Genomic DNA, 19,677 nt, shown 5'->3' on the forward strand with positions numbered 1-19,677 from the left:
ATGGCCAGAATTCTGGTGGTCGACGATGAAATTGGCATTCGCGAACTGCTGTCCGAAATTCTCTACGACGAAGGCCACACGGTCGAACTCGCGGAAAATGCCGCTCAGGCCCGCGACTCCCGCCTGCGCCAAAGACCGGACCTGGTCCTGCTGGACATCTGGATGCCCGATATCGACGGGGTCAGCCTGCTGAAGGAATGGTCCAGCCAGGGCTTGCTGAACATGCCTGTCATCATGATGAGCGGCCACGCCACGGTGGACACCGCCGTGGAAGCCACCCGGATCGGCGCCGTCGATTTCCTGGAAAAGCCGATCACCCTGCAAAAGCTGCTGAAGACCGTGGCGGCCGGCTTGGCCCGTCCGGTCATTCCGGCGTCCATGCGCAGCCGCACCGAACGGCCCGTCATGCCCGACCCGGTCTTCACGCAGCCGCCCACCCTCAACAGCACCGCAGCCACACCCGCCCCGGCGCCGGCCCCCGCCGCCGACGATTCCCACCTGGGCGCGATTTCCCTGAACCAGCCCCTGCGCGAGGCGCGCGACGAATTCGAGCGTATCTATTTCGAATACCACCTGCTGCACGAAAATCACAGCATGACGCGGGTATCGGAGCGCACCGGGCTGGAACGCACCCACCTGTACCGCAAGCTGAAACAGCTGGGCATCGATACGTCGCGCAAGAAATCATCGGGCAGCTGAACGCCGGCCGGGCGCGGGCGGGTCTGGCGGCGGAACGATCGGCTCAAGCCGTCCGGCCGCCCCGCCCCGACGCCCGCTTTACGGCGCCCGGTACGACTGCAGGAAGACGTCCGCCGGCTGACGCCGGCTACCGGGCTTCTGCAGCACGGTGACCCGCAGCAGGCCCTCGGCCGTCGCCACGTCGATGCCGTCGCGGCCCGTGCGCACGATGGCGCCCGGCACGGCCGGCTCCCCGCCCGGCTGATCCGGGGGCAGCGCATGCGCGGCCCAGATCTTCACCGGCTGATCGATCCCCGGCAGGACCATCGTGGTCCCGGGAAAAGGATCGAAGGCGCGAATGCGCCGGGCCAGCACGGCGGCCGGCAAGGCAAAGTCCAGGGAGGACTCGGACTTCTGCAGCTTGTCGGCATAGGTGATGCCATCCAGGGGCTGCGGCACGGGCGCCGGCGGATGCCCCGCATCCAGATCGCCCAGCACCTGCACGATCGCCCGGGCGCCCGCGGAGGCCAGCGCATCGTGCAGGCTGGCCCCGGTGTCATCCGGCCCAATGGGCTGTTCCACCCTCAAGAGCATGGCGCCGGTATCCAGACCCGCGTCCATCTGCATGATCGTGATGCCGCTGGCGGCATCCCCGGCCTGGATGGCCCGCTGGATGGGGGCAGCCCCCCGCCAGCGCGGCAACAGGCTGGCATGGATGTTCAGGCACCCGAGGCGGGGAAGATCCAGCACCCATTGGGGCAGAATCAGGCCGTAGGCCGCCACCACCATCACATCCGGCGCCCAGGCCTGCAGCGCCGCCTGCGCGGACCGGGCCTCGTCGGGGAACTTGCCGTCCAGGCGCAGGCTGCGCGGCTGCAACACGGCGATACCGGCATCCAGCGCCGCCTGCTTGACGGGGCTGGGTTGCAATTTCATACCTCGCCCGGAGGGACGATCCGGCTGTGTCAGCACGCCCACGACCTGATGGCCCGCCTGCAGGATTGCGGTCAAGGCCTGGCGGGCGAATTCGGGGGTTCCGGCAAAAACGATCCGCATCCGCCTAGACCCCGGCGGCTTCGCGCTGGGATTCGCGCTGCTGCTTGCGCAGGCGCGTGCGGATGCGGTTCTGCTTCAACACGGACAGGTATTCGACGAAGACCTTGCCCAGCAGATGATCCAGTTCATGCTGCACGCAGACGGCCAGCAGGCCTTCCGCGTCGAATTCGTAGGGCTCGCCCTGCTCGTTGAGCGCGCGCGCGTGGATGCGGGCCGAGCGTTCGACCTCGTCGTAGACCCCCGGCACCGACAGGCAGCCTTCTTCGTAGACCTGCAGTTCGTCGCTTTTCCAGGTGATCTCGGGATTGATCAGCACATGCAGGTCGTCGCCGTCTTCGGACACGTCGATGACGACCACCCGCTCATGGACATCGACCTGGGTGGCCGCCAGGCCCACGCCCGGCGCGGCATACATGGTTTCCGCCATGTCGCGCACCAGTTGACGAATGCGATCGTCCACCTGCCGCACCGGGGCGGCGACCTTGTGCAGCCGGGGGTCCGGATATTTGAGGATGGGGAGCAAAGCCATGGTGATTGCCTGATTCAATAAAAGCCAGAGTTCCATCATAAAACAAGAGACAGACCCAGGGCCAGGCATCCAGCAGTCTCCCCTAGGGCTCGGATATGCTCCGGCACAGGCCTTGCCCCCCGGATCGCGCCGGCTTCGGCCGGGCTGAAACGCCCGGCGGACACGGGCGATGCGACGAACGGCGGCCAAGCAGGAAAAAGGCCAGTCGCCACGACAGCAGAAGGGCGAGCGCAAGGCCGTAGACATAGGGCTCGAAGAAATCGTTTTTTCCGGACCGGACCAGCCAGAAATGCCACACCGACAAGCCCCCGACGGCGTACACGCTGCGATGCAACGTCTGCCAGAGGGGGCCGAGCCGGCGCATCCACCCCTGCGTTGACGTCAAGGCCAGTGCGGACATGGGCAGGAATGCCGCCATGCCCACCGCCACGAAGGTTCTCTGCGCCACATCGTCCCACATGAGCGCCGGCGACAAGCCTCTTTCCCAAAGCGCCCAACCGACCACGTGCAAGGCGGTATAGAAAAATGCGAACAGCCCCAGCATGCGCCGCAACCTCACGAGCGCGGGCTGCCCGAGCATGCGGCGCAGCGGAGTGACCGCCAGCGTGACGAGCAGCAGGACCAGCGCCCAGATCCCTGTAGACCGGATCAAGAACTCCGGGGGATTGGCGCTCAAGCCGCCGTCGAAGGCCAGCCAGATCCATCGGGCCAAGGGGTACGCCGCCAGGATGAATACGAACGGTTTGATCCGGTTGACTTCGCGCGCCGTCCAGTTGCGCCGCCCGGGTGCCTGCACGCCCATGCCATCCACCCTCTAATAGTGCGCCCGCAGATCCATGCCGGCATACAGCCCGGCCACCTGATCTCCATAGCTGTTGTACATCAGCGTCGCCACGCGGGGCGCGAAAAAGCCGCTCCCGATCCTCCGCTCCGTTGCCTGGCTCCACCGGGGATGCGGCACGGTCGGGTTGACGTTGGCATAAAACCCATACTCGTTCGGCGCAATCTCCGACCAGCTGGTCAGAGGCTGCTTCTCGAGCAACCGTATCCCGACGATGGATTTGCCGGACTTGAAGCCGTACTTCCACGGAATGGCCACCCGTACGGGCGCGCCGTTCTGATTGGGCAAGCGCTTTCCGTACACACCGAAGACCAGCATGGTCAGCGGATGCATGGCCTCGTCCATCCGCAGGCCTTCGCGATAGGGCCAATTGATGATGCGCGCGCTCAGCCCCGGCATCCGATCCGGTTGGACCGCCGAGATGAACTGGACATATTTCGCCCGGCTGGTGGGCTTGACCCGGCCCAGCAGGGCTGAGAGCGAATAGCCGCTCCAGGGAATCACCATGGACCATGCCTCTACGCACCGGAGCCGATAGACGCGTTCTTCCAGGGCCGCCAGCTTCTGCAGATCGTCGATGTCCAATGTCACGGGCTTCTCGACCTCGCCATCGATCCGCAAGGCCCAGGGACGGGTCTGCATGCGGCCCGCATACTCCATCGGATCCGACTTGCCGGTGCCGAACTCGTAAAAATTGTTGTAGCCGCTCACGTCTTTTTCCGCCGTGAGCGCATCATCGACGCGATAGCGGGGATTGGGTGTGCCCGCCAATACGCCATCCGCCGGCTGCCCCCACGAGACGCGTCCCGCCAACAGACTGCCGGCTCCCACGGCAAGCGCGCTTTGCCCCGCCCGTTTCATCCACGCGCGGCGAGATTCCCAGATGTGTTCCGGCGTGATCTCGGAGGAAGGTATCGGGGGAAGTCTGAAACGCGACATGATCTGGACTCCTGACGGGGGCTGACGGACGTTCACTTTAGCGGCGCCCCACTGACAGGCAGGTGACCGTCACATGACAAATTTGTCATGAACCCCGGGCCCCGGCTTGCTAAGATTGGCTACTCTCGTGGTGGAGCGGGGCATGACTATTCTCGTCATCGAAGACGATGTAAAGACCGGCGATTATCTAAGGAAAGGCCTGCTTGAATCCGGATACAACGCGGACCTGGCCCGCAACGGCACCGATGGCCTGCACATGGCGCTTGAGCACGACTACGAGCTGCTCATCCTCGACGTCATGCTGCCGGGAATGGATGGATGGCAGGTTCTGGCGGAGGTGCGCCGCGTCTGCGACGTGCCGGTCATCTTCCTGACGGCGCGCGACCAGGTCGACGACCGGATACGCGGCCTACGGCTCGGGGCCGATGACTACCTGGTCAAGCCCTTTTCATTCACCGAACTGGTGCTGCGCATCCGCACACTGTTGCGCCGGGGCGCCGCCCGCGAACCCGACACCTTCGAACTGGCCGACCTGCGCCTCGATCCCACGCGCCGCAAAGTGATGCGCGGCGGGCTCACGATCGTCTTGACCAACAAGGAGTTCCTGCTGCTGCATCTGCTGCTCAAAAGACAAGGTGAAGCGCTGTCCCGCACGATGATCGCTTCGGAAGTCTGGGACATGAATTTCGACAGCGACACCAATGTGGTGGATGTCGCCATCAAGCGATTGAGAGCGAAGGTGGACGCCCCCTTCGAACACAAACTGATCCACACGGTTCGCAGCATAGGCTACATGCTGGCAGAGCAGCCGTGAAAGCCCGCGCCCCGCATTCGCTGACCGCCAGGATCACGCTGGTCTTTGCCCTGATATCCTGCCTGATCGTCTCGGGGCTTGGCCTGTATCTGTATTCCTCGGCCAAGCAAGCGCTGGAGACCCGCGCCGACTACACGCTGGTGGGGCGCGTGGAGCGTTTTCGCCACCTGCTGCACGATCTCTATACCGTCCGGCAAATGGAAGAACGCCCTGCGCTGTTCGAGAACATGCTGGGCAACGAAAGCGATGTGCGCATCTTCCAGCGGCTGGGGGAGAAGCCTTTCATTCTGGTCAACCCCGACCATATGCCCATCCCGGCCATGACTCCGGTTCCCATCGGCCGAGAGCTGGGCATCAGCGCGCTGCACCCCGGCGTGCGCGCCGATGGCGTGCGGGTGCGCTGGATATCCGCTCTGGCGGAAATCGGGGACCACGGCGATCGGGTCCGGATCACGGCAGCCTACGTGATGACACAGGAATCCCGGATGCTGGCCGACTATCGGGCGCGCGTCTTCGGCGCGGCCACGCTGGCAGTGCTGTTGAGCACCCTGATGAGTTTCATGCTCTTGCGGCGCGGTCTCAAACCGCTGCATGCCATGAGCCGGCAGGCGGCGCGCATCACGCCCGCCCATCTGGCAGCGCGCCTGCCCGACCAGGACGCGCCAGCGGAACTGCGACAATTCGCCAAAGCGTGCAACGCCATGCTGGACCGCCTGCAAGCCGGCTATGAGCACCTGTCGCAGTTCTCCGCCGATCTGGCGCACGAGATGCGGACACCGGTCAACATCCTGATGGGGCAAACCCAGGTGGCCCTCGGGCAGCCCAGAAGCGGCGCCGAGTACGAGCACGTGCTGGAATCGAACCTGGAGGAACTCACCCGGCTCGCGCACATCATCGAAAACATCCTGTTCCTGTCGCGCGCCGACCACGACGCCGCGGAGGTGACGCGCGAGCCGCTGGCGCTCCTGCCGGAGCTGCGCAAGATCGCAGATTACTTCGAGGGTCCGGCCCAGGAGCGCGGCATGGATTTCGAGGTCATCGCCAGCGGCACCTGCCACGCCAATGCCATCATGTGGCAGCGCGCCGTCAGCAACCTGGTCGTCAATGCGATACGGTACGGACGGCCGGGCACCCGCATATCGCTGGGCGGGCGGGCCGACGCCTCAGGTTCCCAAGTGACCGTCGACAACCGCGGCCAGGCATTCTCGCCAGACGAGATCGACCGCATGTTCAGGCGCTTCTACCGGGGCGACCAATCCCGCAGCCAGCACACCGAATCAAACGGGCTTGGCCTGGCCATCGTGGTCGCCATCATGGCGATCCATGGCGGCAGCGCCGATGCGCAGGGGGCCGACGACGGGCGCATCTGCTTCCGTCTGCGGTTCCCGCCGCCCGAACCGGGCGATGCAGGTCAGGGCAAGCGCATCGATTGAGCCGGTGATCCGGGCATGGCCGGGAAACAGCGGCGCGCCAGGATGGTTAAGCCACACCGGCATACGCGGGGATGGCAAACCGTGGCACACTGCACGCATGCTACCAACCGCCGATGAGACCGAACTGCGGGCCTGGATCCGCCTGAGCCTGGAGCCCGAACTGGGGCCGGCGCGCATCCGCCTGCTGTTGTCGGCGTTCGGCATGCCCCAGGACATCTGCGCGGCATCCACCGGCAATCTGGCCCGGTATCTGGATCCCGGCCTGGCCGCGCGGCTGCGCCAGGCGCCCGATGAACCGCTGCAGCAGGCGATCGATACCAGCCTGAGCTGGCTGGCGGAACCCGGCCACCATCTGCTGACACTGGCCGACCCCCTGTACCCTTCGGCGCTGTTCGAACTGAACGACCCGCCGCCCATCCTGTATGCGCACGGGCAGCTGGATGTCCTGAGCCGGCCGATGCTGGCCATCGTCGGCGCCCGCAGCGCCACGCCTGAAGGCGCCCGCAATGCCCACGATTTCGCACGCCACCTGGCGCAACAGGGCTGGTGCGTAGTCAGCGGGCTGGCCAGCGGCATCGACGGGGCGGCCCACGCAGGCGCCCTGGATGCGGGGACCACGGGCGGTGGAACACTGGCCGTGCTGGGCACCGGCATCGACCGGGTCTATCCGCCCGCCCACCGCGGCCTGGCCCACCGCATTGCGGAACACGGCCTGATGCTGTCTGAATTCCCGCTGGGCGCCCAGGGCCTGCCGTTCCATTTCCCGCAGCGCAATCGCATCGTGGCGGCACTGAGCCAAGGCGTGCTGGTGGTCGAAGCCGCCGCCCGCAGCGGATCGCTGATCACTGCGCGCCTGGCCGGCGAACTGGGACGCGAGGTCTTCGCCATCCCGGGATCCATTCATTCCCCGCTGTCGCGCGGCTGCCATGCATTGATCCGCCAAGGCGCCAAACTGGTCGAGTCCGGGCAGGACATCATCGAGGAACTGCGCCAGGGCGACCTGCCGGGCATCGCTGCCCGGTCTGCCACTCCCCGGACGGCAGCCATGCCGCGCCGGCCCCCCGTGTCGCCACCGGCGCAGACGGAGGCATCCCCCGCGCGAGACCCCGATGCGGCAGCCTTGTTGCAGGCACTGGGCTACGAACCTGCGGACCTCGACACCCTGCAGGCCCGCACGAACTGGCCCATCGACCGGCTGATGAGCCAGCTGACCCTGATGGAAATCGGCGGCGCGCTGGAACGCCAGCAGGACGGCCGCTATCGGCGGCTGCCGGATCGGGGATGAACCCGCAGCCCAAGGGCGCTCCCGCCCCGACCACCCCCATCCCCGCAAGCGCCGCGCTATGATCGAGGCATGACTCTACAAACCGGCCCTCTGCGCATGGGGGCCGGATTTCATGCACCGGCAAGGATCTCCATGAGCGAACACGTCAAGATCGTTGAAGTCGGCCCTCGCGATGGCCTGCAGAATGAAAAGCAATTCGTCGATTCGACCGTGAAGATCGAACTGATCAACCGCTTGGCCGCCGCCGGATTTCCCAACGTCGAGGCGGTGTCCTTCGTCTCGCCCAAGTGGGTTCCGCAAATGGCCGACGGGGCGCAGGTCATGGACGGGATCGCCCGGCGGCCCGGCACGATCTACTCGGCGCTGGTCCCCAATACGCGCGGCCTGGAGGGCGCCCTGGCCGCCGGGATGGACGAAGTCGTGATCTTCGGAGCGGCCAGCGAGGCCTTTTCCCAGCGCAACATCAACTGTTCCATCGCGGAATCGATCGCCCGGTTCGAACCCGTGGCCGCGGCGGCCAAAGAGGCCGGGCTGCGCCTGCGGGGCAGCATCAGCTGCTCGCTGGGCTGCCCCTACCAGGGCGAGGTCCCGGTCAGCGCCGTCGTGAACGTGGCCGAACGGTTCCTGCAGCTGGGCTGCGATGAAATCGACGTGGCCGACACCATCGGAGTGGGCACCGCGGCCCAGGTCGCCCGGGTGCTGCGGGCCGTGGGCGGGATCACCGATCTGGGCACGCGGGTGTCCGGGCATTTCCACGACACCTACGGCCAGGCTCTGGCCAACATCCTGTCGGCCCTGGAATGCGGGGTGCGGATTTTCCACAGCTCCGTGGCCGGGCTGGGCGGCTGCCCCTACGCCAAGGGCGCCACCGGCAACGTGGCCACCGAAGACGTGTTGTACCTGCTGCAGGGCCAGGGCCTGCACACCGGCGTGGACCTGGATGCCGTCGTGGACATCGGACAATGGATTTCCGAACAGATCGGCAGACCCACGTCCAGCCGCGCCGGGCGGGCGCTGGCGCTGAAGCGCGGCTGATGCCGCCGGACCGGCGGGGGCGGGCCGCGCCGCTGCCGCGACCGGCGTCCTAGTCGATCGCGACCTGGCTGCCGGTCTTCACCCGGTCCATCACGACCAGGGTCTTGAAGCCTTTCACGTTGTTGTTGCCGTGAAACAGGCGGCGCGTCCATTCCACATACTGGTCCATGTCGCGCACCAGGAAAATCAGCACGAAATCGCAGTCCCCCGTCACGTAATAGCACTGCTGGATCTGCGGACACGCCTGGAAGCCCAGGCGCATCTCGTCCAGCAGATCCGCGCGTTCGCTTTCCGCTTCGACTTCCACGACGATGGTCAGGCTATACCCCACGGCCTTGGGGTTGATGCAGGCCGTATAGCGTTCGATGACGCCATCGCTGGCCAACGCGCGCAGCCTGCGATTGACCGCCGCGGTGGACAGGCTGGTGCGCTCGCCCAATTCGCTCTGGGGCGTGCGTGCATTTTCCTGGATCGCGGCCAGCAGCGCGCGGTCATAGGCATCAAGTTTGCTTGCCATCTGAATGTCCGATAAGAAATCAAGGCCAAAATGATAAAAAATTCACCTATAAGGATAAAGATCAATAAAAAAATTGGGTATTAAAAAATAAAATTCCACCATCACCAAGGAGCGTTCCATGAGCATCAAAGTCCTGCCCAATCCCAATCGCGGGCAACGCGCCGTGGCGGCGGCGCCCATGCTGGCCCAGCTCAAGCCGGAGCAAGTAGGCGGCGTCATCGCCTTTCACCGGTCGATCGAAGGCTACGCGCCCACGCCGCTGGTGCGGCTGCGTCACCTGTCATCCCGCCTGGGCGTCAAGGCCATGTATGTCAAGGACGAAAGCTTTCGTTTCGGGCTGAACGCATTCAAGGCGCTCGGCGGCAGCTATGCGATCGCGACCTACCTGGCGGGCAGGCTGGGCCTGGACCTGTCCGAACTGCCCTACGACCGGCTCATTTCCGACGAGATCCGCGAGCGCCTAGGCGAAGTGACGTTCATCACGGCCACCGACGGCAACCACGGCCGCGGGGTGGCCTGGACCGCAGACAAGCTGCGGCAGAAATGCGTGGTGCACATGCCTAAAGGCACGGCCCCGGAACGGCTGGCCAACATCCAGGCGCTGGGCGCACGGGCCGACATCACCGGCCTGAACTACGACGATGCCGTGCGCCTGTCGAGCCGGGAAGCCGAAGAGCACGGCTGGGTCATGGTGCAGGACACCTCGTGGCCCGGATACGAAGACATCCCGCGCACCATCATCCAGGGCTATACGACCCTGCTCGCCGAAGCCGTGGAACAACTGGCCGCCGAGCCGGATGGCCAGCGCCCGACGCACGTGTTCGTACAGGCCGGCGTCGGGGCGCTCGCCACCGCCGTCGTCGGCTACATCGTCAATACCTACGGCGCATCGGACGCAGGCGGCCCCACGATCATCGTGGTCGAACCGGAAAACGCCGCCTGCATCTTCGACACGCTGCGCGCCACGGACGGCCGCATCCACGCGGTGGGCGGCGATCTCGACACCATCATGGCGGGGCTGGCCTGCGGCGAGCCTGTCACGGTGGGCATCGACGTCCTGGCCAATCACGTGGATTTCGTCGCCAGCCTGCCCGACTACGTCGCGGCCCAGGGCATGCGGGCGCTTTCCAGCCCCGTCCGCGCCACCGCGTCGGCGACGGATGCCGCGGCGCCTTCCGATCGCCGCATCATTTCGGGCGAGTCCGGCGCCGCGCCCTTCGGTTTCGCGCACGAAGTCCTGACCGACCCGGCGCTGGCGCACATCAAGGACACTCTGGGCATCGATGGCGAATCCGTGCTGTTCTTCCTGTCCACGGAAGGCGACACGGACCGCGCCGGCTACGACGCGATCATCCACGACGGCGCGTATGCGCGCCCCTCGGCCCCCCAGGAGGCCGGCGCGAGCCCCGTCTGACCTGCTGGCGGGTCATGGACTTCTGCTAAGATCGGCTGCCCGCCGCCCGTTTTTCCGGGCGGGGCGCAAACCCTGAAACCGACCCGACCCCATGTCCCCTTTCGACCGCCCCTCCCCCGAAGAACACGCCGCGCTGCTGGCGCAGATCGGCCCGCTGCCGCTGCGCGGACGCGCCTGGCCGCGCTGGATCGGCGTGATTGCCTGGCTCATCATGGCCTTCATCGCCGTGCGCCTGTTCATGGTGCTGCGGCTCGCGCCCGAAACCGCCCTGCCGCTGCCGGTCATCGCCAGTCTGGTGGTCTGTTTCGGCGCCCTGCTCTGGATGAGCTGGCACATGTGGACCTCGGTGACGGAAATCTCTGACTGGGGCATCCGCCAGACCTGGATCTCGCGCCGCGAAGTCTCCTGGGACGACATCCAGTCCACGAAATTCATTCCGCTGTTCGCCTCGAAGAAGCTGGTGTGCTTCGTCCAGAAGGGCCGGCCGCTGTTCTTCCAGGCAGGCAGCCCCGAACTGCAGGCGGCCTTCGCGCGCATCAGCCTGGTCTACCGCAAGAAGCTCTGAGCCGCGCGGCTCGCGTCCCGGCCGGCGAACGTCCGTCGGGAACGCCCGCCGCCCCGATCGGCGCGCCGCACGTCAGTCGTAGCGGCGGATGTCCTCGATCACCTTGCCGTCATTGGGCAGGCTGCCGGCCGGCACCACATCCACGATGGCCCGAAGCTTGGTCTGGTCCCTCACGGTATCGGCCACACGGGCGATATCCAGGTCGTCGGCCGATTCGATTTTCAACGTCATGACGTCGTGCCCCATTTCGCCCGACACGACCAGCCGGGCGCGGCCGATCTGCGGATGGCGGCTGAGCACCCGGGCGATCTGCTCGGGATGCACGAACATGCCGCGCACCTTGGTCGTCTGGTCCGCGCGCCCCATCCACCCGCGGATGCGGCCATTGGTCCGGCCGCAGGGCGACGTTCCCGCCATCAAAGCGGACAGATCCCCGGTGCCGAAGCGCAACAGCGGATAATCGGGGTTGAAAGTCGTCACCACGACCTCGCCGACCTCGCCGTCGGGCACGGGTTGGCTGGTGCCGGGCCGCACGATTTCCACGATCAGGTCTTCGTTCAGGACCAGGCCGTCGCGCGCTTCGGTCTCAAAGGCAACCATCCCCAGATCCGCGCTGCCATAGGCCTGGAAGCCCTGGACGCCTCGGGCCTGAAACCAGGCCTGCAACGACGGCGGATAGGCCTCGCCCGAAAACAGGGCCCGGCGCAGGGACGGCAGCGCCACCCCCATGTCGTCGGCCTTTTCCAGGATGATGCGCAGGAAACTGGGCGTGCCGGTATACGCCTGAGGCGCCAGATCGGCCATGGCCCGGACCTGCTGTTCGGTCTGCCCGACTCCGCCGGGAAACACCGTGCACCCCAGGGCATGGGCGGCGGTTTCCATCATCGAGCCCGCCGGCGTGAAATGATAGGAAAAGCAGTTGTGCACCAGATCCCCGGGGCGCACCCCCGCCGCGTGCAAGGCGCGGGCAAAGCCCCAATAATCGGGGCGTGCGCTTTCAGGCTCGTAAATGGGGCCGGGTGACGCGAAGACGCGCCGCGCCGCGCCCCAGCCGATGGTGGACACCCCGCCGAACACCCTTACCCGTTCCGCGTCTCCTTGGGTCGCCGGACGGGCAATGCGGGCCGCATGCTGGATCTCAAGCAATTCGCTTTTGCGCAGCACCGGAACCTGCGACAGCGCGTGGCGTGAGTTCAGACTGGCGGGGTCGACACCCTGCAACTGCCGGGCGATGGCCGGCGCCCGCTCCCGGGCAGCCGCCGCCACGGCAGGCAGGCGGGCAAACAGCGTCTGCTCCCGCTGTCCGACGGCCGCCGTCTCTCGCGCATCGAAATAAGCCTGCATGCCATCCCCTGTGTATCAAGCCAGCCAGCGCTTGCGCCGGCGATAGAACTTGGTGTCGCGAAAGCTGGTGCGTCCGGCCCCCGAAACCCCCAGATAGAATTCTTTGACATCCTCGTTTTCAGCCAGCGACCCGGCCGAACCATCCATCATGACGCGGCCGTTTTCCAGGATGTAGCCATAATCGGCATAGCGCAGCGCCACACTGGTATTTTGTTCGGCCAGCAGGAAACTGACGCCCTCGCGCTGGTTCAGGTCGCGCACGATCTCGAAGATCTCCTCGACGATCTGCGGCGCCAACCCCATGGAAGGTTCGTCCAGCAGGATCATGCGCGGATCGGCCATCAGCGCCCGGCCGATGGCGGCCATCTGCTGTTCGCCGCCCGACGTATAGCCCGCCTGGCTTTTGCGACGCTGTTTCAAACGCGGAAAATACTGGTAGACACGTTCCAGCGCCGCCGTCAGATCGCCGCGCCCCAGGCGCCGCGTATAGGCCCCCGTCAGCAGGTTTTCCTCGATGCTCAGGTGGGCGAAGCAATGACGGCCTTCCATCACCTGGACCACGCCGCGCTGCACCAGATCGGCTGGCGACAGCGATTCGATGCGTTCACCGCGATATTCGATACTGCCCTTGGTGACCTCGCCGCGTTCGCCCCGCAACAGATTTGAAATGGCCCGCAGCGTCGTGGTCTTGCCCGCGCCATTGGCGCCCAGCAGCGCCACGATGCGGCCTTCGGACACACTGAGCGATACACCCTTCAGCACCAGGATCACGTGGTTGTAGATGACCTCGATGCCATTGACGTTCAACAGGACGGCGGGCTCGGAGGCCTGTGCGCTTTCCATGAATCTTCTCCTGGGGGCCGGGCATGCGCCCGGCCCCGGCACGGCTTACTCGGCTGCACAATCCCGCACGGGCAGTTTCTTTTCCGTGGCGTATTTTTCACCCAGGGCCTGCACCAGCGGCTTGATGTACTTCGGATCGGACTGGTACCAGTCGGACACCACATTGAACTTCTTGCCGTCCCACTGGATGATCCGCGCCCAGTCGGTGCCCATGTGATTTTCGCAGGTAGTCTTGACCGGACGCATCAGCTTGGCGAACCCCAGTTTTTCCAGGCGCGCCTCGTCCAGGTTCAGGTTTTCATAGCCCCAGCGCACCTGCTCCGGCGTCATGGCCTTGCCCTTGCCGAATTTCTCCTGGGCCGTGCGGATGGCTTCCACCTGAAGCATGGAGATCATCATGCCGCGCGTATAGGCGATGGACCCGAAGGTCTTGCCATCCTTGTCGGAGCCTTCGCCCTTGTCATAGACGTACTTCTTGACGTCGTCATGCACGCGGCCATGTTCGGCGCTGTTCTGGATGGTGATGCCGTGGTAGCCCTTGGCCGTATCGCCCAGGTCGGCCACGTCGGTTTCCGAACTGGCCCACCAGATGCCGTACATCTTGTCGCGCGGATACCCCACCGCCTGGGCCTCGCGGATGGCGGTCGGCGTCATGATGCCGGCGCTTTGCAACAGGACGAAATCGGGGCGGTTCTTGCGGATCTGCAGCCAGGTCGACTTCTGCTCCACCCCGGGGGCGGCGACAGGATAGACCTGCAGCTCGAAGCCGTTGTCCTTGGCGCGTTCCTCGAGCAACGGGATGGGTTCCTTGCCGAAAGGCGAATCATGGTAGATCAGGGCGATCTTCTTGCCCTTGAGCTTGTCCACGCCGCCCAGGTTCTTCGCGATGTCCTGGATCATGGAGTCATAGGCGGTCCAGTAATTGCCCAGCAGCGGGAAGTTCCATTTGAACACCCGGCCATCGGCCGATTGCGACAGGCCATAGCCCACCGTCACGACGGAACGGCCATCCACCATGGCCTTGTCGGTGACGGCGAAGGTGATGCCCGTGGACTGCGTGTCGTATCCGGTGGCGCCGCCGAACTTGTCCTTCAGCCGTTCGTAGCACTCGACCCCTTTGTCCGTGGAATAAGCCGTTTCGCATTCCTCGTAGACGATCTTGACGCCATTGACCCCGCCGTCGCGCTCGTTGACCATCTTCAGGTAATCCAGCTTGCCGTTGGCCCAGGGAATCCCCAGCGGCGCGAACGACCCCGTGCGATACACCAGCAGGGGAATGAAATTTTCCTCGGCGGCCTGGGCGGTGCTGGCTACCCCCATCAGCCCGGCGGCGGCCATCACGACGGCCGCCGTGGTCTTGGTCAATGCATGCTTCATCTGTAGCTCCTCCTGGTGCTGATGGCACCTTTTTTATGGAACGCATCCGGCTGGATGCGCCCCGGGATGACACCACCGGGACCCGCCGCCGGCACAGGACCACGCCTGCGCCGGGCCGCGCGCCCTAGTGGGGAAACGGCCAGATCCTCAGCTTCTCCTTGGCAATGCTCCACAGCCTGGCCAGGCCGTGCGGCTCCACGATCAGAAAGAACACGATCAGGAAACCAAACACCATGTGTTCGATGTGCGCGGCGATGTCCACGGGGATGGACAGCCCCAGGGCATGCGGGACGTTGGTCAGCAGCACGGGCACCAGCACCATGAAGGCCGCCCCGAAAAAACTGCCGATGACCGACCCCAGGCCGCCGATGATGATGATGAACAGCAACTGCAGCGAACGATTCAGGTCGAAGGCCAGGGGTTCCCAGGACCCGAGATGGATGTATGCCCACAGAGCGCCCGCCACGCCGATGATGAAGGAACTGACGGCAAAGGCGGTGAGCTTGGCATAGACCGGGCGGATGCCGATGACGGCGGCGGCCACGTCCATGTCGCGGATGGCCATCCACTGCCGGCCGATCGCCCCGCGCACCAGATTCTTGGTCAGCACGCCGATCACCACCACGAAACAGAGCACGAACAGATACTTCTGAATGGGCGTGACTACCGGCAGGCCGAAGAAATCCAGGGCCGGGACCGAGACATTGCCCGAGGTCGAATAATTGGTGAAATACGGGATGCGCAGAAATGCCCAGTCCATGAAAAACTGGGCCGCCAGCGTGGTCACGGCCAGATACAGGCCGCGAATGCGCAGGCTGGGGACGCCGAACACCACGCCCGCCAGGGTGGCAAAGACCCCGCCCAGCAGGATCTGCACCACCAGGGGCAAGTCCAGGCGCACGCCGAAGTTCCAGGCGGCATAGGCGCCCACGGCCATGAAGGCCCCCGACCCGATGGAGATCTGCCCGCAATAGCCCACCAGCACGTTCAGGCCGATGGCCGCCAGCGACAGGATCAGGAAGGGAATCAGGATGGCCTGCAGCCAGTATTCCGACGCCAGGGCCGGCACGCCCACGAAGGCCGCGACCAGCAGGACGCCCATGAACCAGCGGTCCTGGCGGATCGGAAAAATCTGCTGATCCGACCGATAGGTGCTCTTGAACTGGCCGTTTTCACGATAGAACATGGATGCGGACTCCCCCGTGACGCCTGAACCGGTCAGACGCGGTCAATGATTTTTTCGCCGAACAGCCCCTGCGGCCGGAACAGCAGGAACACCAGGGCCAGCATGTAGGCAAACCAGATTTCGATGCCGCCGCCCACGAACGGCCCCAGGTAGACCTCGGACAGTTTTTCACCCACGCCGATGACGAGCCCGCCCACGATGGCCCCCGGCACCGAGGTCAGCCCGCCCAGAATCACCACGGGCAGCGCCCGCAATGCGGCGGTGGACAAGGTGAACTGCACGCCGAATTTCGACCCCCAGACGATGCCCGTCACCAGAGCCACCAGGCCGGCGACGGTCCAGACCACGACCCAGATGCGGTTCAGGGGGATACCCACCGACTGGGCCGCCTGATGGTCATCGGCCACGGCGCGCAAGGCCCGTCCCACCGTGGTGTATTGGAAAAAGAAGGCCAGCACGGCCACCAGCACGGCGGCCACGACGGCCGCGGTCAGGTCTTCCAGGCTGACCAGGACACCGCCTTCGAAGAGGCTGTCGAGGATGAAGACCGGGTCCTTGGGCATGCCCACGTCGATCGAATACACCGAACTGCCGAACAGGATCTGACCGATGCCGTCCAGGAAATAGCTGATGCCGATCGTGGCCATCAACAGCGTCGTGGCTTCCTGGTTGACCAGATGACGCAGCACCCAGCGTTCGACCAGCACGGCGATCAGCCACATGAAGGCGGCGCTGAGCGCGAAGGCCAGCAGATTGGACAGCCACAGGGACTGCCCGCCCAGCCAGCCATCGATCCAGCCCGACAGCCGGGCCATGGCCAGTGCGGCGATCAGCACCATGGCGCCCTGGGCGAAATTGAACACCCCCGAGGCCTTGAAGATCAGCACGAAGCCCAGGGCCACCAGCGCGTACAGCATGCCGCTCATCAGGCCGCCGATCACGGTTTCCAGAAAGAATCCCATGCTGTTTCCCTAGTGTGTGGTGCCCAGATAGGCGCGGATGACATCCGGGTTGCCGCGGACCTCGTCGGGCGTGCCGTCGCCGATCTTGCGGCCGTAATCCAGCACCACCACCCGATCGGAAATATCCATCACCACCCCCATGTCGTGCTCGATCAGCACGATGGTGGTGCCGAATTCGTCGTTCACGTCCAGGATGTAGCGGCTCATGTCCTGCTTTTCTTCCATGTTCATGCCGGCCATGGGCTCGTCCAGCAGCAGGATGCGCGGTTCCATGGCCAGGGCGCGGCCCAGGTCGACGCGTTTCTGCAATCCGTAGGGCAACCGGCCCACAGGAGTCTTGCGCCAGGCCTGGATTTCCAGGAAATCGATGATGTTTTCCACGACGGCGCGGTGGGCGAGTTCCTCGCGCTCGGCCGAGCCCAGGCGCAGGGCCTGGGCCAGCACCCCGCTTTTCATGCGCAGGTTGCGGCCGGTCATGATGTTGTCCAGCACGCTCATGCCCTTGAACAGCGCCAGGTTCTGGAACGTTCGGGCGATCCCCATTTCGGCGGCGCGGCGCGAGTTCATGCGGGAGAATTGCTGGTCCTGCAACAGGATGCGGCCTTCCTGGGGGGTGTAGACGCCGTTGATGACGTTCAGCATGGAACTTTTCCCCGCGCCGTTGGGGCCGATGATGGCGCGGATCTCGTGTTCGCGCACATCGAAGGAAATGTCGGTCAGGGCCTTGACCCCGCCAAAGGACAGGGAAATGTTCTGCAGGTCCAGGATGGCCGGCCCGATGCGGCTGGCGCGGTCCGCCCCCGGGGTCAGGTCGTCGGCCGCCTGGGCGATCGAGTCTATCATTCAGGCCACCTTTTTCAGGGCTTCGGGCCGGACGACGGCGGCCGGTTCGATCCGCAGATCGGCGGCGATCCGGCCGCTGCGCCCGTCTTCGAACTTGACCTCGGTTTCGATGTACTGCCGGTCGCGCCCCTCGAACAGGGCGTCCACCAGCACGGCGTATTTCTGGGCGATGAAGGCGCGGCGGACTTTGCGGGTGCGGGTCAGCTCGTCGTCATCGGGGTCCAGTTCCTTATGCAGGATCAGGAACCGGGCGATCTGCGACGCCGACAGTTTCGGGTCCTGGGACAGATCGCGGTTGATCTGCTCGACGCAGTCGCGAATCAGCTCGTAGACCTCGTCCTTGGATGCCAGGTCGGTATAGCCGGCGTAAGGCAGCCCCCGGCGTTCAGCCCAATTGCCCACGGCCTCCAGATCGATGTTCACAAAGGCGCAGACCTCCGGGCGATTGGCGCCGAACGCCACGGCCTCCTTGATGAAGGGGAAGAACTTGAGCTTGTTTTCGATGTATTTGGGCGCGAACAGGCTGCCGTCCGACAGATGGCCGACGTCTTTGGCGCGATCGATGATCTTCAACTGGCCATCGGCATCCAGGTAGCCGGCATCACCCGTGTGGTACCAGCCATCCGCCGTGTAGGATTCGGCGGTCGCCTGCGGGTTCCGGTAGTAGCCGGTAAACATGCCGGGGCTGCGCACCTGGATCTCGCCGCTGTCGACCACGCGGATGTCCACGCCTTCGCAAGGCGGGCCCACCGTGTCGTCGCGCACCTGGCCGTTGGCCTGCACGCAGACGAAAACAGAAGTTTCGGTGGAACCGTACAACTGCTTCAGGTTGATGCCGATGGAACGGTAGAAGACGAACAGGTCGGGCCCGATGGCCTCGCCCGCCGTGTAGGCCACCCGGACCCGGCTCATGCCCAGGGTGTTGCGCAGCGGCCCGTAGATCAGCAGGTCCCCCAGCGCATATTTGAAACGGTCCCAGGCCCCCACGGAACCGTCGCCGTCCAGCACATGCGTGCCGACCCGCCGGGCCAGGCCCATCGCCCGGTGGAACAACCAGCGCTTGGGGCGTCCGGCGTCTTCCATCCGGATCATGACGTGGGTGAGCAGGCCTTCCAGCACCCGGGGCGGCGCGAAATAGTAGGTGGGACCGATATCGCGCATATCGATGGACACGGTATCGGGCGATTCGGGATGATTCACCGTGAAGCCGGTGGTCAGGAACTGCGTGTAGGAGAACATGTTCTGGCCGATCCAGGCGGGCGGCAGATAGGCCAGCACGTCTTCATGATCGGTCAGGCCTTCGAAGCGTTCGATCACCCGCGCCCGGTCGATCAGCGCCTGGTGGCTGAGCACCACGCCTTTGGGCTTGCCCGTGGTGCCCGAGGTATAGAACATGGCCGCCGTGTCGGCCGGCCCGACGGCGGCCATGCGTTCGTCGATTTCCCCCGGCCGCCGGCCGATGCGGGCCTCGCCGCGTTCCAGCAGGGCTTCCCAGGACAGCAGCCGGGCATCGCGGTAATGACGCAGGCCGCGCGGATCGTCATAGACCAGCGCCCGCAGCGCCGGGCAGCGGCCGGAGACTTCCAGCATCTTGTCCAGTTGTTCCTGGTCTTCGACGACCACGACGCCGACCTGGGCATCCTGCAGGACGAAGGCCATTTCGTCGGCGACGGCATCCTGGTAGAGCGGCACAGGAATCGCCCCCAGACATTGGGCGGCCATCATCGCCATATAGAGCCGGGGGCGATTTTCACCCACGACGGCCACGTGTTCGCCTACCGCCACGCCCAGATCGGCCAGTCCGGCCGCAATGCGGCGGACTTCGTCGGCCACTTGGCGCCAGTTGAGGGTCTGCCAGATGCCCAGGTCCTTTTCCCGGATGGCGGGCCGCTGGCCCCGCGCCTGCGCATGGTGCATCAACAAGGCGGGGAACGTCACCGCCGCAGCGGATTCCTGTACCATGATGTCTCCTTGGACCGGCCGCATGCCATCGCAGGCGGCCCGGTGGTGCGCCCC

At 65.4% G+C, this 19,677-nt stretch carries 19 protein-coding genes; 7 read left to right on the plus strand and 12 right to left on the minus strand.

What is annotated here, in order from left to right:
- Positions 1 to 699, plus strand: a complete 699-nt coding sequence (locus tag WBG56_RS11730) for a response regulator (RefSeq protein ID WP_424268478.1) — start codon at positions 1 to 3, stop codon at positions 697 to 699.
- Between the two features lie 78 nt (positions 700 to 777).
- On the opposite strand, the gene fmt is transcribed toward WBG56_RS11730, so the two are convergent.
- The 4 genes from fmt to msrP all read right to left on the minus strand — a co-directional run bounded on the left by fmt (position 778) and on the right by msrP (position 4,043).
- Positions 778 to 1,734 (minus strand): methionyl-tRNA formyltransferase, encoded by a 957-nt coding sequence (fmt, locus tag WBG56_RS11735; protein ID WP_424268480.1) that lies wholly within the window; start codon positions 1,732 to 1,734, stop codon positions 778 to 780.
- Positions 1,735 to 1,738: 4 nt separating this feature from the next.
- A complete protein-coding gene (def, locus tag WBG56_RS11740; RefSeq protein WP_424268482.1) occupies positions 1,739 to 2,263 on the minus strand; it encodes a peptide deformylase in 525 nt (174 codons plus the stop codon).
- Positions 2,264 to 2,345: 82 nt separating this feature from the next.
- A complete protein-coding gene (locus WBG56_RS11745) occupies positions 2,346 to 3,065 on the minus strand; it encodes a sulfite oxidase heme-binding subunit YedZ (RefSeq protein WP_424268484.1) in 720 nt (239 codons plus the stop codon).
- Positions 3,066 to 3,077: 12 nt separating this feature from the next.
- Positions 3,078 to 4,043, minus strand: coding sequence for a protein-methionine-sulfoxide reductase catalytic subunit MsrP (gene msrP / locus WBG56_RS11750; protein ID WP_424268486.1), 966 nt, complete (start codon positions 4,041 to 4,043; stop codon positions 3,078 to 3,080).
- Positions 4,044 to 4,185: 142 nt separating this feature from the next.
- On the opposite strand from msrP, the gene WBG56_RS11755 reads away from it, so the two are divergent.
- The 4 genes from WBG56_RS11755 (at position 4,186) to WBG56_RS11770 (ending at position 8,610) form a co-directional block, all read left to right on the plus strand.
- Complete coding sequence (locus WBG56_RS11755; RefSeq protein WP_424268488.1) at positions 4,186 to 4,857, plus strand: heavy metal response regulator transcription factor; 672 nt, start codon at positions 4,186 to 4,188, stop codon at positions 4,855 to 4,857.
- Positions 4,854 to 6,290, plus strand: coding sequence for a heavy metal sensor histidine kinase (locus WBG56_RS11760; RefSeq protein WP_424268490.1), 1,437 nt, complete (start codon positions 4,854 to 4,856; stop codon positions 6,288 to 6,290). The genes WBG56_RS11755 and WBG56_RS11760 overlap by 4 nt, the downstream gene beginning before the upstream one ends.
- A 97-nt stretch (positions 6,291 to 6,387) precedes the next feature.
- The gene (gene dprA, locus WBG56_RS11765; protein WP_424268492.1) at positions 6,388 to 7,575 is read left to right on the plus strand and encodes a DNA-processing protein DprA; all 1,188 of its coding nucleotides are present in this window, start codon (positions 6,388 to 6,390) and stop codon (positions 7,573 to 7,575) included.
- A 132-nt stretch (positions 7,576 to 7,707) separates the two neighbouring features.
- Entirely contained in the window at positions 7,708 to 8,610 is a 903-nt protein-coding gene (locus WBG56_RS11770) for a hydroxymethylglutaryl-CoA lyase (protein WP_424268494.1), read from the plus strand.
- 49 nt (positions 8,611 to 8,659) lie between these two features.
- Here WBG56_RS11770 and WBG56_RS11775 read toward each other — a convergent pair whose 3' ends face one another.
- Positions 8,660 to 9,127 (minus strand): Lrp/AsnC family transcriptional regulator, encoded by a 468-nt coding sequence (locus tag WBG56_RS11775; RefSeq protein WP_424268496.1) that lies wholly within the window; start codon positions 9,125 to 9,127, stop codon positions 8,660 to 8,662.
- A gap of 118 nt (positions 9,128 to 9,245) precedes the next feature.
- On the opposite strand from WBG56_RS11775, the gene WBG56_RS11780 reads away from it, so the two are divergent.
- On the plus strand, positions 9,246 to 10,541 hold the full coding sequence (locus WBG56_RS11780) for a diaminopropionate ammonia-lyase (RefSeq protein ID WP_424268498.1): 1,296 nt from the start codon (positions 9,246 to 9,248) through the stop codon (positions 10,539 to 10,541).
- A gap of 91 nt (positions 10,542 to 10,632) precedes the next feature.
- Positions 10,633 to 11,106 (plus strand): hypothetical protein, encoded by a 474-nt coding sequence (locus WBG56_RS11785; protein ID WP_424268500.1) that lies wholly within the window; start codon positions 10,633 to 10,635, stop codon positions 11,104 to 11,106.
- A 72-nt stretch (positions 11,107 to 11,178) separates the two neighbouring features.
- Here WBG56_RS11785 and WBG56_RS11790 read toward each other — a convergent pair whose 3' ends face one another.
- From WBG56_RS11790 to WBG56_RS11820, 7 genes are all read right to left on the minus strand, one after another.
- Positions 11,179 to 12,450 carry a phenylacetate--CoA ligase family protein gene (locus tag WBG56_RS11790; RefSeq protein ID WP_424268502.1) on the minus strand — a complete coding sequence of 424 codons (1,272 nt, stop codon included), beginning with the start codon at positions 12,448 to 12,450 and terminating at the stop codon, positions 11,179 to 11,181.
- Positions 12,451 to 12,465: 15 nt separating this feature from the next.
- On the minus strand, positions 12,466 to 13,293 hold the full coding sequence (locus WBG56_RS11795; protein ID WP_424268504.1) for an ABC transporter ATP-binding protein: 828 nt from the start codon (positions 13,291 to 13,293) through the stop codon (positions 12,466 to 12,468).
- Between the two features lie 45 nt (positions 13,294 to 13,338).
- Positions 13,339 to 14,670 (minus strand): ABC transporter substrate-binding protein, encoded by a 1,332-nt coding sequence (locus WBG56_RS11800; RefSeq protein ID WP_424268506.1) that lies wholly within the window; start codon positions 14,668 to 14,670, stop codon positions 13,339 to 13,341.
- 124 nt (positions 14,671 to 14,794) lie between these two features.
- Positions 14,795 to 15,856 carry a branched-chain amino acid ABC transporter permease gene (locus WBG56_RS11805; protein ID WP_424268508.1) on the minus strand — a complete coding sequence of 354 codons (1,062 nt, stop codon included), beginning with the start codon at positions 15,854 to 15,856 and terminating at the stop codon, positions 14,795 to 14,797.
- Between the two features lie 32 nt (positions 15,857 to 15,888).
- A complete protein-coding gene (locus tag WBG56_RS11810; protein WP_424268510.1) occupies positions 15,889 to 16,818 on the minus strand; it encodes a branched-chain amino acid ABC transporter permease in 930 nt (309 codons plus the stop codon).
- Positions 16,819 to 16,827: 9 nt separating this feature from the next.
- Positions 16,828 to 17,661, minus strand: coding sequence for an ABC transporter ATP-binding protein (locus tag WBG56_RS11815; RefSeq protein WP_424268512.1), 834 nt, complete (start codon positions 17,659 to 17,661; stop codon positions 16,828 to 16,830).
- Complete coding sequence (locus WBG56_RS11820; RefSeq protein WP_424268514.1) at positions 17,662 to 19,623, minus strand: AMP-dependent synthetase/ligase; 1,962 nt, start codon at positions 19,621 to 19,623, stop codon at positions 17,662 to 17,664.
- Positions 19,624 to 19,677: the final 54 nt, after the last annotated feature.

The sequence above is a fragment of the Castellaniella sp. genome, assembly GCF_049671645.1.
In the GTDB taxonomy this organism is placed as follows: domain Bacteria; phylum Pseudomonadota; class Gammaproteobacteria; order Burkholderiales; family Burkholderiaceae_B; genus Castellaniella.

Excerpts from the sequence above, each read along its gene's own strand:
- WBG56_RS11730 (WP_424268478.1), top strand. The coding sequence starts at position 1 with ATGGCCAGAATTCTGGTGGTCGACGATGAAATTGGCATTCGCGAACTG.
- fmt (WP_424268480.1), bottom strand. The coding sequence starts at position 1,734 with ATGCGGATCGTTTTTGCCGGAACCCCCGAATTCGCCCGCCAGGCCTTG.
- def (WP_424268482.1), bottom strand. The coding sequence starts at position 2,263 with ATGGCTTTGCTCCCCATCCTCAAATATCCGGACCCCCGGCTGCACAAG.
- WBG56_RS11745 (WP_424268484.1), bottom strand. The coding sequence starts at position 3,065 with ATGGGCGTGCAGGCACCCGGGCGGCGCAACTGGACGGCGCGCGAAGTC.
- msrP (WP_424268486.1), bottom strand. The coding sequence starts at position 4,043 with ATGTCGCGTTTCAGACTTCCCCCGATACCTTCCTCCGAGATCACGCCG.
- WBG56_RS11755 (WP_424268488.1), top strand. The coding sequence starts at position 4,186 with ATGACTATTCTCGTCATCGAAGACGATGTAAAGACCGGCGATTATCTA.
- dprA (WP_424268492.1), top strand. The coding sequence starts at position 6,388 with ATGCTACCAACCGCCGATGAGACCGAACTGCGGGCCTGGATCCGCCTG.
- WBG56_RS11770 (WP_424268494.1), top strand. The coding sequence starts at position 7,708 with ATGAGCGAACACGTCAAGATCGTTGAAGTCGGCCCTCGCGATGGCCTG.
- WBG56_RS11775 (WP_424268496.1), bottom strand. The coding sequence starts at position 9,127 with ATGGCAAGCAAACTTGATGCCTATGACCGCGCGCTGCTGGCCGCGATC.
- WBG56_RS11780 (WP_424268498.1), top strand. The coding sequence starts at position 9,246 with ATGAGCATCAAAGTCCTGCCCAATCCCAATCGCGGGCAACGCGCCGTG.
- WBG56_RS11785 (WP_424268500.1), top strand. The coding sequence starts at position 10,633 with ATGTCCCCTTTCGACCGCCCCTCCCCCGAAGAACACGCCGCGCTGCTG.
- WBG56_RS11790 (WP_424268502.1), bottom strand. The coding sequence starts at position 12,450 with ATGCAGGCTTATTTCGATGCGCGAGAGACGGCGGCCGTCGGACAGCGG.
- WBG56_RS11795 (WP_424268504.1), bottom strand. The coding sequence starts at position 13,293 with ATGGAAAGCGCACAGGCCTCCGAGCCCGCCGTCCTGTTGAACGTCAAT.
- WBG56_RS11800 (WP_424268506.1), bottom strand. The coding sequence starts at position 14,670 with ATGAAGCATGCATTGACCAAGACCACGGCGGCCGTCGTGATGGCCGCC.
- WBG56_RS11805 (WP_424268508.1), bottom strand. The coding sequence starts at position 15,856 with ATGTTCTATCGTGAAAACGGCCAGTTCAAGAGCACCTATCGGTCGGAT.
- WBG56_RS11810 (WP_424268510.1), bottom strand. The coding sequence starts at position 16,818 with ATGGGATTCTTTCTGGAAACCGTGATCGGCGGCCTGATGAGCGGCATG.
- WBG56_RS11815 (WP_424268512.1), bottom strand. The coding sequence starts at position 17,661 with ATGATAGACTCGATCGCCCAGGCGGCCGACGACCTGACCCCGGGGGCG.
- WBG56_RS11820 (WP_424268514.1), bottom strand. The coding sequence starts at position 19,623 with ATGGTACAGGAATCCGCTGCGGCGGTGACGTTCCCCGCCTTGTTGATG.